The organism is Amycolatopsis sp. FDAARGOS 1241 (assembly GCF_016889705.1).
Lineage (GTDB): Bacteria > Actinomycetota > Actinomycetes > Mycobacteriales > Pseudonocardiaceae > Amycolatopsis.
Genome location: NZ_CP069526.1, coordinates 1,820,667 through 1,833,956 on the forward strand (window position 1 = coordinate 1,820,667; position 13,290 = coordinate 1,833,956).

At 72.0% G+C, this 13,290-nt stretch carries 9 protein-coding genes and 1 riboswitch; of the genes, 3 read left to right on the forward strand and 6 right to left on the reverse strand.

Annotation, left to right across the window (positions count from 1 at the left end; all coding sequences use genetic code 11):
• Window positions 1–685 precede the first annotated feature (685 nt).
• The 4 genes from cobN to I6J71_RS09140 all read right to left on the reverse strand — a co-directional run bounded on the left by cobN (window position 686) and on the right by I6J71_RS09140 (window position 6,256).
• The gene (gene cobN, locus I6J71_RS09125; RefSeq protein WP_204096949.1) at window positions 686–4,294 is read right to left on the reverse strand and encodes a cobaltochelatase subunit CobN; all 3,609 of its coding nucleotides are present in this window, start codon (window positions 4,292–4,294) and stop codon (window positions 686–688) included.
• Window positions 4,295–4,346: 52 nt separating this feature from the next.
• Window positions 4,347–4,416: riboswitch (cobalamin riboswitch) on the reverse strand.
• A 64-nt stretch (window positions 4,417–4,480) separates the two neighbouring features.
• A complete protein-coding gene (locus I6J71_RS09130; RefSeq protein ID WP_204094320.1) occupies window positions 4,481–5,110 on the reverse strand; it encodes a hypothetical protein in 630 nt (209 codons plus the stop codon).
• An 18-nt stretch (window positions 5,111–5,128) separates the two neighbouring features.
• The gene (locus I6J71_RS09135) at window positions 5,129–5,362 is read right to left on the reverse strand and encodes a helix-turn-helix transcriptional regulator (RefSeq protein ID WP_204094321.1); all 234 of its coding nucleotides are present in this window, start codon (window positions 5,360–5,362) and stop codon (window positions 5,129–5,131) included.
• Window positions 5,363–5,368: 6 nt separating this feature from the next.
• Window positions 5,369–6,256, reverse strand: a complete 888-nt coding sequence (locus I6J71_RS09140; RefSeq protein WP_239155294.1) for an ABC transporter permease — start codon at window positions 6,254–6,256, stop codon at window positions 5,369–5,371.
• A 142-nt stretch (window positions 6,257–6,398) separates the two neighbouring features.
• Here I6J71_RS09140 and I6J71_RS09145 point away from each other — a divergent pair, with 142 nt between their 5' ends.
• From I6J71_RS09145 to I6J71_RS09155, 3 genes are read left to right on the forward strand one after another with little or no spacing between them, the layout of a single operon-like run.
• Entirely contained in the window at window positions 6,399–7,526 is a 1,128-nt protein-coding gene (locus I6J71_RS09145; RefSeq protein ID WP_204094322.1) for a precorrin-3B synthase, read from the forward strand.
• A complete protein-coding gene (locus I6J71_RS09150) occupies window positions 7,523–8,146 on the forward strand; it encodes a precorrin-8X methylmutase (RefSeq protein ID WP_204094323.1) in 624 nt (207 codons plus the stop codon). Before I6J71_RS09145 ends, I6J71_RS09150 begins: the two co-directional genes overlap by 4 nt.
• The gene (locus tag I6J71_RS09155) at window positions 8,143–9,666 is read left to right on the forward strand and encodes a precorrin-2 C(20)-methyltransferase (protein ID WP_204094324.1); all 1,524 of its coding nucleotides are present in this window, start codon (window positions 8,143–8,145) and stop codon (window positions 9,664–9,666) included. The genes I6J71_RS09150 and I6J71_RS09155 overlap by 4 nt, the downstream gene beginning before the upstream one ends.
• Here the strand turns inward: I6J71_RS09155 and I6J71_RS09160 are convergent.
• A complete protein-coding gene (locus I6J71_RS09160) occupies window positions 9,657–10,055 on the reverse strand; it encodes a heme-binding protein (RefSeq protein ID WP_239154570.1) in 399 nt (132 codons plus the stop codon). The genes I6J71_RS09155 and I6J71_RS09160 overlap by 10 nt on opposite strands.
• 134 nt (window positions 10,056–10,189) lie before the next feature.
• Window positions 10,190–13,273: an arabinosyltransferase domain-containing protein gene (locus I6J71_RS09165; protein ID WP_204094325.1), complete on the reverse strand. Its 3,084-nt coding sequence runs from the start codon at window positions 13,271–13,273 to the stop codon at window positions 10,190–10,192.
• Window positions 13,274–13,290 lie beyond the last annotated feature (17 nt).

A 13,290-nucleotide genomic window follows, 5' to 3' on the forward strand; every position in this document is an offset into this window, starting at 1 on the left:
TGTGACGGGTGAAATGCCGGGATTGCCGCGAGTCCTTCACCCTGGCGGCCCAACGGTGGCGCACCCGAACGGACGCAGACCGCGTGTCGCAGTTGTCCGTTGGCCGACTGGTATGGACCACTGGCCTCGCGGCGAGGCTGTGCTGGCAGTCGCCTCAGCGCAGCCCGTCGAACATCGGCGCCCGGCGGCGCCGACAGCCGTGCGCCGAGAGTTCCGGGTGGCCGAAGGCGATGCGTTCGGACGCGGCCTGATACTCGCGGGCGAGTGCCTCGATGATGGTGTCGCGACGACGCGCTGGTGTCGCGGAGTGCTGGCAAGGTCATGTAGCTGTCCCTGCGCGCGATCGTGTAGCGCCCGGCGCTTGCGGGCGTGGAGGGCTGGACTGGACCGATTCGGCTGTTCCTGCGACCGGGTCGCCGACAGCGTTTGCGTTTCCGGAGTGTTGCCGGACCGGCGTGGTTGTCTCGGCGATCGTGGTGCGCTGGCGGTGCCTGCGATCGGGGAGCGATGCCGGGGCCGCCCCGCGGCCCGCAACGCGTTGTGTCGGTGGTGTCTGCGGTTGCGGGGCAGCGGTCGGGCCGGCAACGGCTACCTCGGCGATCAGGTCGCGTCGGCGGCGTGTGCGCTCACCGCGCGCTGGAACTGACGCGGTCGTAGGGCAGACGGCAGCACGGGCCTCCCGCGGCTACTCGCTTTCCAGGTCGCCTTCCAGGGTCAGGTAGACGTCGCGCAGTTGGGCCATCAGGTCGGGGTCCGGCGATTCCCACAGTCCGCGGTCGGCGGCTTCGGTGAGGCGCTCGATGATCCCCCGCAGCGCCCACGGGTTGGCCTGGCGCAGGAAGTCCTGGTTCTCGGCGTCGAGGACGTAGGACTCGGAGAGCTTTTCGTACATCCAGTCTTCCACCACGCCGGCGGTGGCGTCGAAGCCGAACAGATAATCCACGGTCGCGGCGAGCTCGAAGGCGCCCTTGTAGCCGTGGCGGCGCATGGCGGCAAGCCAGCGCGGGTTGACGACGCGGGCGCGGAAGACCCGCGCGGTCTCTTCGCCCAGGGTGCGGGTGCGGACGGCGTCCGGGGTGGTGCTGTCGCCGATGTAGGAGGCGGGGGCGGAGCCGGTGAGGGCGCGAACGGTGGCGATCATGCCGCCGTGGTACTGGAAGTAGTCGTCGGAGTCGGCGATGTCGTGTTCGCGCGTGTCGGTGTTCTTGGCGGCCACCACGATGCGCCGGTAGGAGTTCTCCATGTCCTCGCGGGCCGGGCGGCCGTCGAGGTCGCGGCCGTAGGCGAAACCGCCCCAGACGGCGTAGACCTCGGCGAGGTCCTTGTCGTCGCGCCAGTTGCCGGAGTCCATCAGCGGTAGCAGGCCGGCGCCGTACGCGCCGGGTTTCGAGCCGAAGATGCGCGTGGTGGCTCGGCGAGAATCGCCGTGCGAGGCCAGATCCGCCGAGACGTGGGCGCGGACGAAGTTCTCCGAAGGCGGCTCGTCCAGCGAAGCCACCAAACGCACGGCGTCGTCCAGCAGCGTGATGACGTGCGGGAACGCGTCGCGGAAGAAGCCGCTGATGCGGACGGTCACGTCGATGCGCGGGCGGCCCAGTTCAGCCAGCGGGATGGCCTCCAGCCCCGTCACACGCCGCGACGCCTCGTCCCACACGGGCTGCACGCCCAGCAGCGCCAGCACTTCCGCCGCGTCGTCGCCGGACGTCCGCATCGCCGACGTGCCCCACACCGAAAGCCCCACCGACGTCGGCCACGAGCCGGTGTCCTCGCGATAGCGGCGCAGCAGCGAGTCGGCCAGCGACTGGCCCGTCTCCCACGCCAGGCGGCTCGGGATGGCCTTCGGGTCGACGGTGTAGAAGTTCCGGCCCGTCGGCAGCACGTTCACCAGGCCACGCAACGGCGAACCGCTCGGCCCGGCCGGAAGGTAGCCACCGTCCAGCGCGTGCAGCACCGCGGAGACCTCGTCGGAGGTCCCGGCCAGCCGCGGCACGATTTCGGTCGCGGCGAAGGTCAGCACCTGCGAAACCGCGGAGTCCGGCGCGTCCAGCACATCGGAAACCACCGCGGGCACCGCCGCGACCGCCCACTCGCGGGACTCCATCGCCTCCACGAGCGTTCGCGCCGTCGTCTCGATCGCGTCCACTTCGGACAACGGTGTGTCCGAATTCTCCTTCAGCCCCAGCGCCGATCGCAGCCCCGGCACCGCGCCCTGCTTGCCGCCCCACATCTGCTGCGCGCGCAGCATGGCCAGCACGAGGCTCACGCGCGCCTCGCCGATGGGCGCCTCGCCCAGGATGTGCAGGCCGTCGCGGATCTGCGCGTCCTTGACCTCGCACAGCCAGCCGTCGATATGGAGCAGGAAGTCGTCGAACTCTGCGTCGTGCGGTCGTTCGGCGACGCCCAGGTCGTGGTCGAGCTTCGCAGCCTGGATCAGCGTCCAGATCTGCGCCCGGATCGCCGGCAGCTTCGCCGGGTCCATCGCCGCGATGTTCGCGTGCTCGTCCATCAGCTGCTCGAGCCGCGCGAGGTCGCCGTAGGACTCGGCGCGCGCCATCGGCGGGATCAGGTGGTCGACGATCGTCGCGTGCGCCCGCCGTTTCGCCTGCGCGCCTTCGCCCGGGTCGTTGATCAGGAACGGGTAGATCAGCGGCAGGTTGCCCAGCACCGCGTCGGGCGCGCACGACGCCGACAGACCGGCTGTCTTGCCCGGCAGCCACTCCAGCGACCCGTGTTTGCCCAGGTGCACCACGGCGTGGGCGCCGAACTCCTCCTCCAGCCAGCGGTACGCGGCGAGGTAGTGGTGGCTCGGCGGCAGGTCGGGGTTGTGGTAGATCGCCACGGGGTTCTCGCCGAAGCCGCGCGGCGGCTGGATCATCAGCACGACGTTGCCCGCCTGCAGCGACGCCAGCACGATGTCGCCCTCAGGATTTGCCGATGTGTCGACATACAGCGACCCCGGCGCCGGCCCCCAGTGTTCTTCCATCGCCGACCGCAGGTCCTCGGGCAGCGCCGCGAACCACGAGGAGTAGCGCGCCGCCGGCACCCGGATCGGGTTGCCGGAGAGCTGCTCCTGCGTGAGCCACTCCGGATCCTGCCCCCCGGCGGCGATCAGCGCGTGGATGAGCGCGTCGCCGTCCGGCTGGTCGGTGCCGGTCGGGTCGACACCGGGGAACGCGTCCGGGCCCAGGTCGTAACCCTCCTCGCGCATGAGCCGCAGCAGCTTGATCGCCGACGCGGGCGTGTCCAGGCCCACGGCGTTGCCGACGCGCGAGTGCTTCGTCGGGTACGCCGAGAGCATCAGCGCGATCCGCCGCTGCGCCGGCGGGGTGTGGCGCAGCCGTGCGTGCGCGAGCGCGATCCCGGCGACCCGCGCCGCCCGCTCGGCGTCCGGCACGTACCGCGGCAGGCCGTCGTCGTCGAACTCCTTGAAGGAGAACGGGACCGTGATGAGGCGCCCGTCGAACTCCGGCACCGCCATCTGGTTGCCCGCGTCGAGCGGCGACAGGCCGTCGTCGCTTCCGGACCAGGTCGCGCGGTCGCTGGTGAGGCACAGCGCCTGCAGGATCGGGATGTCCAGCGCCGCCATCTCGGCGACGTCCCACGCCTCGTCGTCGCCGCCCGCGCCGACCTCCGACGGCCGGGTGCCGCCCGCCGCGAGCACGGTGACCAGCAGCGCGTCGGCCTTGCCGAGCTCCGCCATCAGCTCCGGCTCGCGGTTGCGCAGCGACGCGCAGTGGATCGCCAGCGCGCGCCCGCCCGTGGCCTCGATCGCGTCGGCCAGCGCGTGGACGAAGCCGGTGTTCCCGGACAGGTGGTGCGCGCGGTAGTAGAGGATCCCGACGACCGGTCCGTCCGAGGCAGCGGGAGCGGGCCGCTCCAGCACACCCCACGACGGCAGCTGCGCGGGCGGCTCGAACCCGTCGCCGGTCAGCCGGAGCGTGTCCGACAGGAACCGGTGCAGCTGCGTGAGGTTCTCGGGCCCGCCCTGTGCGAGGTACGCGTGAGCCTGCGCTGCGATGCCCGCCGGCACGGTCGAGAGCTTCATCAGCTCCGCGTCCGGTGTCTGCTCACCACCCAGCACCACCACGTGCGAACCCGACGCGCGCAGCGTGTCCAGACCCTCCTGCCACGTGCGCGGCGTGCCCAGGATGCGGACCACGACGATCGGCGCGTCCGCCAGCAGCGGGGGCAGGTCCGCGAGGTCGAGCCGGGCGGGGTTCGCGAGCCGGTAATCGGCCCCGCTCGCCCTGGCGCTGAGCAGATCGGTGTCCGAAGTGGACAGCAGCAGGATCACGGCGTTCCTCACTCGGGGTGTCCGCGCCCCGGGTCGTCGGTCGCGGCGGCGGGAGTTCCTGGCTCCCCGGATCAGCCCGGGTCACAGTGGCGGGACCGTCCCGGACTCTCACCGGGTTCCTCCGCTTGCCGACGCGTGGTTCGCTCTCACTCTCAACCGCGCGCGGGCCCGCGTCAAGGTGACGCTTCAGACCACCCGCACGGCGACGATCGGCCGCTCGGCCACGCAGTGCACCTGCTGGGCGGTGACGCTCCAGGCGTAGCCGGCGAAACCGCCCGTCTCCCGCGAAGCGTGGAACACCATGTGCCCGTAGCCGGCGCCCTGACCTGCGGGGGAGCGGCTGTCCGGGTATTCGGCCGAGGTGCCGTGCGGGTCGGCGGTGCAGTCGGCGATGGGCACGACGTACGGTTTGTCCCCGTTCGCCGGCCCCGCGGGCACCGGAACGCCACGCACCAGCGCGAGGTGGCCGGTGTTGGTCGGGCGCCGGTGCCCGTAGTCGACGACCACGAGGTCACCCGGCCGCAGGTCGGCGACGGTGTCGACGGGCGTGAAATGCGGCACGCGCCGCCGTTCGAAGACCCACCGGTACGTGCGCGAAGGCGGGCTCACCGAGCGGAAGTGCGTGGTGAAGAACTCGTCGTCGGCCCAGCCGTAGACGTGCTTGAGCAGCTGGGTCTGGAACGACGCGCACTGCGTGTGGTTGCGCCACGGCCGCGTCCAGCCGATCACATCCGGCTCGCCGGCGGCCTTGTACCGGTTGTCCTCCGGCCGCACGTGGTCGATGAGCTCTTCGGCGGCGCGCAAATGGGCGGTCACCTGTCCTTGATACCCGCTCTACGCCGAGCGGTCGCCGATCCGCGGGAAGGGCTCGGTGGAGAACAGCACCTCCACCGAGACTTCGAAGAACCGCGCGATCCGCAACGCGAGGTGCAGGCTGGGGCTGTACTCGCCGCGTTCGAGGTAACCGATCGTCTGGTAGTGCACGCCGAGCGCGTCGGCCAGCTGCCGACGCGAGATCCCGCGCTCGGCGCGCAGCACCGCGATGCGGTTGTAGACGTTCTCGCTCACCGCGGATCACACACGCTGCAGTGCCCTTTCCCGTCGTGCCGCCACCGACGAACCGGATTCCTTGCGCGCCATCCGCCGCAGCAGGACCGGGGCCAGCGCCAATCCGATCACGGCCCACACGACCAGCACGCCGAGGGTCCACCACGGCCGCCACGACTGCCCTACCTCCACCACCACGGCCGAGTCCGGCAGCAGCGCCGAGCGCATGCCGAGCCCGAGCCAGTACATCGGGAACACCTGCGCGATGTCCTGCACCCACACCGGCAGCGCCGTGATCGGGTAGAAGATCCCGGAGATGGCGGCGAGGCCCGTGACCGGGAGCATGACCAGGCCCATCGAGCGCGGTTCGCGGATCAGCGAGCCGATCCCCGCACCCAGCGGCAGGGTCGCGATCAGCCCGAGCGCCAGCACCCAGAGCAGCCGCAGCCATGCCGACAGGTGGCCGGTGGCCAGGCCGGGGAACAGGATCAACGACGGCACCAGCGTCACCAGCAGCGCGCTCACCTGCATGAGGGAGAGCGACACGACCTTGCCGATGAGGTAACCGAGCATGCCGTTGGGCGTGGCCTTGGCGCGCAGCAGCGTGCCGTCCTCGCGGTCGATGACCAGGTTGCCGGCCGCGCCGGAGATGCCGTTGAACACGATCCCGGCGCCGAGCACACTCGGCACGGTCGCCGTGCCGAGCGAGAACGACGTGGCCCGCCAGTCCTCGCCGCCACGCGCTGGGTCGGTGCCGAGCACCGCCACGTCGCCCGCCGAGCGCATCCGGAAGCCTTCGAGGATCTCGATCGTGGTCGTCTTGCCCGCGCCGTTCGGGCCGAGCAGACAGAGCACTTCGCCGCGGTAGGCGGCGAAGCCCACGTCGTGCAGCACGTCGTCGGTGCCGTAGCGCATGCGCAGGCCTTCGACCTCCAACACGACTTCGTCCGGATTTCTCAACCGACCCACCCCCATCGTCAACGTGCGACGAAATGTAGCACACCTACTATATTCGATCGCAAGTCTGCTGAATCCGGCGCCAGCTACAGTGAGCGGCATGTCCAGCCCTGCCCGCGTGCGCGCCGACGCCTGTCCCGGGGTCTTCGCGACGCACGACGCGGCGGACGGGCCGCTCGCGCGCGTCCGGCTGCCTGGTGGGGTCGTGCCGGCCGATCGTCTGCAGGTGCTCGCTTCGTGCGCTGAGGATTTCGGCGACGGCGACGTGCATCTCACCTCGCGCGGCAACGTCCAGCTGCGCGGCGTCACCCGGCCCGGTCTGGCGTCGCGGCTGACCGGCGCCGGGCTGCTGCCCTCGCCGACGCACGAACGCGTGCGCAACGTCCTCGCCTCGCCGCTGAGCGGGGTCCAGGGCGGAGTCGCGGACGTCCGCGGCCTGGCGGGGGAGCTGGACGTGGCCTTGTGCGCGGTGCCGGAGCTGGCCGGGCTGCCCGGCCGGTTCCTGTTCGCGTTCGACGACGGCCGGGGTGACGTCGCGGGTGAAGGCGCGGACGTGTGCTGGCGCGCGGTGACGCCGTCCGTGGGCACGGTGCTGCTCGCCGGCGCCGACACCGGCTGGTCGGTGTCGCGCGACGCCGCGGTGGCCGCGTTGCTCGACGTCGCCGCTGCGTTCGGCCGGCAGCGCGGCTCGGCGTGGCGGATCGCGGAGCTCTCCGATCCGCACGTGGTGCTGCCTGTCGCGCCGCGGACCAAGCCGGTTGAGCGGCCAGTACGCGTGGACGCGACGGTCGGCCGGCTGGGCGAGCACGGCGTGGGGATCGCGCCGCGGTTCGGGCAGCTCTCCGCCGTGCAGCTGCGGGTTCTCGCGGAGCTCGCGCCGTTCGCCGTGGTCACACCGTGGCGGTCGGTCGTGCTGCCCGAGGCCGGGCCGGACGCCGTGCCGCGGTTGCACGACGCGGGCCTGAGCACGGATCCCGCCGCGCTCGAGATCACGGCGTGCATCGGCCGGCCGGGCTGCGCGAAGTCGCTCGCGGACGTGCGGGCCGACGCCGCGGCATTGGCGCCGAGCGGGGTCCGCGCGCACGTCGCCGGGTGTACCCGGCGCTGCGGGCGGCCGGCGGGCGACCACCTCGACGTCGTCGCCGAAGAAGGCGGCTACCGTGTCGGCGGACGTCTCGTTCCGGCGTCCCGCTTGGCGGAGTCCTGGGTGAGGAAGGAAAACCCGTGATCGAGTACTTGGCCGACGGCGCCGAGATCTACCGGCACTCGTTCGCCACGATCCGCGAGGAAGCGGACCTGGCGATCCTGCCGGACGACGTCGCCGGCGTTGCGGTGCGGATGATCCACTCCTGCGGCATGGTCGACCTGGTCGAGGACCTGCGGTACTCCCTCGACGTCGTCGAGGCGGGCCGGGCGGCGCTCGAAGCGGGCGCGCCGGTCCTGTGCGACGCGAAGATGATCGCCAGCGGCATCACGCGCAAGCGGCTGCCCGCGGCCAACGACGTCGTCTGCACCCTCGACGATCCGAGCGTGCCGGGGCTCGCCGAGCGCAGGGGCACCACGCGCTCGGCCGCGGCGCTGGAGCTGTGGCGCGACCGGCTGCCGGGCTCGGTGGTGGCGATCGGCAACGCGCCCACCGCGTTGTTCCGCCTGCTGGAGCTGCTCGAGGAGGGCGTCGGGGCGCCGGCGGCGATCATCGGCGTGCCCGTCGGGTTCGTCGGCGCGGCCGAGTCCAAAGTGGAGCTCGTGAAGCGCTCGCCCGCGCCGTACCTCGTGGTCCAGGGCCGGCGGGGTGGCAGCGCGATGGCCGTGGCGGCCGTCAACGCGATCGCGAGCGCGGTCGAATGAGCGCGGGCAAGCTGTACGGCGTCGGGCTCGGTCCCGGCGACCCGGAACTGATGACGGTGAAAGCCGCGCGGCTGATCGGCGAAGCCGACGTGATTGCTTACCACAGCGCGCGCCACGGCCGCAGCATCGCGCGCTCGGTGGCGGCGCCGCACCTGCGTGAGGGCCAGGTGGAGGAACCGCTGGTCTACCCCGTGACCACGGAAACCACGGACCACCCCGGCGGCTACGAAGGTGCGATCGCCGACTTCTACGAGCTGAGCGCGAAAAAGCTAGCCGAACACCTCGACGCCGGCCGCGACGTGGTCGTGCTGTGCGAAGGCGATCCGTTCTTCTACGGCTCCTACATGTACATGCACGAGCGGCTCGCCGGCCGGTTCGAATCCGAGGTGGTGCCGGGCGTGACGTCGGTGAGCGCCGCGTCGTCCGTGCTCGGGCGGCCGCTGGTGCAGCGCGACGAGGTGCTCACGCTGTTGCCGGGCACGCTGCCCGCGCCGGAACTCGCCCGGCGGTTGGCCGACACGCAGGCGGCGGCCGTGCTGAAGCTGGGCCGGACCTTCGCTTCGGTGCGCGAGGCGTTCGCGGAGGCGGGCAAGCTGGACGACGCGTGGTACGTCGAGCGCGCCACCTGGGGTGAGCAGCGCATCGAGCCCCTGGCCGACGTGGATCCGTCGTCGGTGCCGTACTTTTCACTGGCTCTGCTGCCGAGCCCGGCGTATGCGTCCCGAGTGGACGGTGAGCCCGCGGTCGTGCAGCCCGCCGCGCCGGCTCCGGCCGAGGGGGGTGAGGTCGTGGTCGTCGGCCTCGGCCCGGCCGGCCCGGAGTGGCTGACGCCGGAGGCGTCGGCCGAGCTCGCGGCGGCGGAACACGTCGTGGGCTACGGCCCGTACGTCGCACGGGTGCCGCAACGCGCCGGCCAGCAGCGGCACGCGTCGGGAAACCGGGTGGAAGCCGACCGGGCCGCGGAGGCGCTCGAGCTGGCGGCGGCCGGCGCCCGCGTGGCCGTGGTGTCGTCGGGTGATCCCGGCGTGTTCGCGATGGCGTCGGCGGTGCTGGAGCAGGTCGCCGCCGGACGCGGGGCCGGGGTGCGCGTGCGGATCGTGCCCGGGGTGACGGCCGCGCAGGCAGCCGCGTCCCGCGTCGGTGCACCACTGGGGCACGACTACGCCGTGTTGTCGCTTTCGGATCGCCTGAAGCCGTGGGACATCATCGAACGCCGCCTCGACGCCGCCGGTTCGGCGGATCTCGTGCTGGCGCTGTACAACCCCGCATCACGTACCCGGACGTCCCAGCTCGCCACCGCGCGCGAAGTCCTGTTGCGTCACCGCGCGCCCGGCACGCCCGTGGTGGTGGCCCGGGACGTCGGCGGCCCGGAGGAGCTCATCACGGTGACCACGCTGGGCGAGCTTGAGCCGTCCACTGTGGATATGCGATGCCTGCTCATCGTGGGCTCGTCGAAGACAGTGGTGCAGCGGGGCCCGGGCGGCGCGTCGGTCGTCTGGACGCCGCGCAGCTACGCCTGAGCCTGCCAGCGCTCCACGGCGGTGCGCACGGCTTCCTCGTCTTCGGAGCCGTGCGCGCCGGACGCGCCGGCGGCGCCGACGATCACGCCGCCGTCCGTGACGAGCACACCGCCGGCGCGCGGGACGAAGTCGCCGCCGTACAGGTGCTGGATGGTGTCGACGACCTCGCCGGGCAGGGCGATTTCGCCGGAGGGCTTCAGCATGCGGAGCGCGGTACGGGCCTTGGCGACGGCGACCCGGCTGGTCGCGGGCATGCCGCCGTCGGCGCGGCGCAGCACGATCACCTCGCCGGTGACGTCGACGACGGCCACCGCGAGCGGCGGGAAGCCCCGCTCCTGGCCGACGGCCAGCGCCGTGCTCACCAGCTGGTCCGCATCGGCCAGAGTCAACGGGGGGAAGGCGCGCAGTATCAGACACACCTTCGAGCCTGGCCGCGGCCGGTTCCGCCCGTCCACTGTCCGAACTCGACGGTGTCAACTTGGTGCGCGCTCATCTCGGGTGCCCGGTCGTCCCGGTGCACGGCTCAGCGGGTCGGGTCCTTCCCGTTCGGCTGCGAAGGCCCGGGTCCCGGTGACCACCAGCCCCACACCGTCTTCGAGCCGTGGCGCACGGTCGGCGCGATGCCGTCGGTGTAGGGCTCGACCTGCAGCAGCTGACCCCACGACTGGGTGGGCTGGCCGAGCAGGTAGCTGGGCACCTCGGGCTCGTCCGCGAGCTCCTCGAGCCAGCCGATGGGGCCACCATTGGTGCTGGAGGCCCACTGGGCTTCGTCGGCCAGCGCGCCGGCAGTGATGCGGTAGTCGGGGACCTGCGAGATGCCGTCGTGGGAGGTGACGGGGTTGGCGCAGGGGTACACGAACGATGCGGGCCAGTCGATGTACACGGATTTGCCGGCGAGCTTGTCCGTCAGCGTCGTGAACGACGGGACGCGCGGCGCGGATGCGGCGATCCAGCCGTCCTCCGTGAGGTCGTTGTCGACGATGTCCACGCGCACCGACGTGGCCTGCGGTGGCAGGTCGCGCAAGTTGATGCGGGTGTCGTTCCAGCCGCCGGTGCCCGCGCCGGGCGCGAGGGCGAACTGGCTGCGCACCACACGCACGCCCTCGGGCGTCGTGACGCCGTAGTCGAGGCTGACCGAGGCCGGACGCCGTGGCTGGCCGGCCGTCGAGATCACGATCTGGCCGTCGGCGCGGTTGTCCGACAGCGAGTACCACTGGCTGCGCAGCCGGCCCGCGCGGTTCTGCTCGTAGAAGCTGCTCCACATCGGCACGGTGTCCGGCGTGAACCCGTGCGGCGGCTCGGCGAGCGGGTCGTTGTCGTCGACGGACCGCGTGTGGAAACCGGTCTGGACCTGACCGTTGCCCTGGTCCGCGTCGGGCAGCGGCGACTGCTCCTCCTTCTTCGCCGGCACGGTCCGCTGCTCGGCCTGCGGGTGCAACATGCTCTTGACCGCGTCGGTCTCCACCATCACGTGGTCGGAGAGGTTGCAGCTCTTGCCGAACAGGTGCCCGAAGTTCGCCGCGCCCAGGCTGTAGCTGCCCGACTGGTTGTGGATCGCCAGCGCCATCGTGTAGAACTCACCGGCCGCGGCGAGCCCGCAGACCACCACGAGCGAGAGCGAACCCAGCCGCAGCGACCGGCTCCGGCCCTCCTGCGGCGCGGCGGGTGCGCCGGGCCGGTGCGCGCGGATGTTCTCCACGAACGCGTAGATCCCGGCGATGGCCGCGGCCACCAGCAGGATCGTCGACAGCGGGAGCCCGGCGATCGAGGGCGCCAGCCCGGTCCACGGCACGCCCAGGCGCGAGACGAACCAGTACGTGTTGGGCCCCGTCGCGGCGAGCGCGCCGACCACGAGCAGCCCGGCCAGGAACGCGGCCCGGTTGCGATTCGACCGCAGCACCGTCGAACTCGTCGCCAGCGCGGTCAGCGCGGCCATCGACGCGCCGACGGCGGCGAACGCGCCGAAGTGGTGCGTCCACTTGGTCGGGGTCAGGGCCAGCAGGAGGAAGAACAACGCGGTGGTGCCGATCAGCCGCCGGCTCGGCCCGAGCGCGGCGCCCGGGATGCGGCCGCGCCGCAGCAGCACGACGAGGCACGTGACCGTGCACAGCAGCACGAGCAGCACCGGGAACCGCCGCGGCGCCGAACCGTCGGGCAGGTTCTCGAACAGCAGTTGGTAGCGCACGAGTTCCTGGAACCACGACAGGTTCGGGCCCACCAGCGTCCGGATGCGCGTGGCCTCCTGCACGGTCGCGAACGTCTGGTCCGCGAACACCACGATCAGCACGAGGAATCCGGACGCCGCGATCGGCGCCAGGATCGGCCACCACCCGTCGGCTGAGCGCTGGCGTACGAGCTTGAACAACGGCCGCGCGGCGACCAGGAACGGTGCCACCGCGATGAGGCCCGTCGGCGTCGCCGCGAGCGTGAACGCGGCCGCCGTGAGACCGAGGCACAGCGGCAGCAGCCGCCGCGTCACGAGCGCGCGTTCCACCGCGCAGATCGCGAGCAGCGAACCCAGCGCGGCCACGGGTTCCGGCCGCACGCCGTTGTTGTACGGCATCCACCACACCAGGAACACCGCCGCCGCGGCCCAGCCGGCCGCGCGGCTTCCGCGCACCTGCGTGCCCAGCCTCGGCATGACCTCGCGGGAGATCAGCAGCCAGCTGATCACGCCCAGCAGGTACGACGGCAGCCGGATCCACGGCGGGACCGTGCTGACGTGCGTCATCAGCTCGTACAGGTGGTAGAACCAGCCGAACGGCGCCTCGGCGACGCCGAACCACCGGTGGTAGTTGGTCAGGAACCCCGTGGACTCGGTGACTCTGGCCATCGTGAGGATGTAGCCGTCGTCCGACGTCACGGGCCCGATGAACACCCACGCGCCGAGCGCGAGGATCACCGTCGCGTCGCGGCCGGTCAAGCGCCACCAGCCGACCGGTGCCCAGCGCGGCGCGCGGCGCGCGAAGCCGGAGTCCATGCGCCACACGGCGATCAGGCAGCCGAGGAACGCGAGCGCGCCCAGGACACCGACGCCGAGCTTCAGCGCGGTCGGCGAGGTCTGGTAGCGGGTGTCCGGAACGACGGAGACGCGCAGGCCGGAAATCGGGTCCTTCGCGGAGCTGATCGACGAGTAGATGCCGACCACGCGCGGCCGCACGTCACCGGTCGTGTGGAAGACCGGCGTGCCCGCGACGGCGAGGGTCATCTGCGTCGTGTCCGACTTGAGCGTCACGGTACAGCCGGCCTGCGGCAGCGGCTGCTGCGCGATCTGCTGGCCCTGGCTCGACGCGAGCAGCACCCCGTTGTCCACGTGCAGCAGCAGGCCGACGCCGTTGCCCGCGCGCGGCCCTGTGCGCCCGTCCGGCACGGTACCGAGCAGCAGCGCGGGACCGTTCGTGCGTTCGTCGAGGGAACGGATGGCCGCGCACGGTACTTCGGCTTCGAGGTCCTGCGCCCAGTAACCGGTCAAGGGCGCGTTGACGGACCGGGTGTCGGAGCCGGTCGGCCACACGACCTCCGCGGTGTCCTGCACGACGGGCAGGAACGGATAGGCGAGGGCGCACAGAGCCGAAAGCAACCCCAGCGCTACGGCAATCGGACGCATCCGGGAAAGTTATCCGG

What these genes read in the sequence shown, in the direction of transcription:
- I6J71_RS09140 (WP_239155294.1), bottom strand. Translation starts at nt 6,256, where the DNA reads ATGCGCTACGGCACCGACGACGTGCTGCACGACGTGGGCTTCGCCGCC.
- I6J71_RS09145 (WP_204094322.1), top strand. Translation starts at nt 6,399, where the DNA reads ATGTCCAGCCCTGCCCGCGTGCGCGCCGACGCCTGTCCCGGGGTCTTC.
- I6J71_RS09155 (WP_204094324.1), top strand. Translation starts at nt 8,143, where the DNA reads ATGAGCGCGGGCAAGCTGTACGGCGTCGGGCTCGGTCCCGGCGACCCG.
- I6J71_RS09165 (WP_204094325.1), bottom strand. Translation starts at nt 13,273, where the DNA reads ATGCGTCCGATTGCCGTAGCGCTGGGGTTGCTTTCGGCTCTGTGCGCC.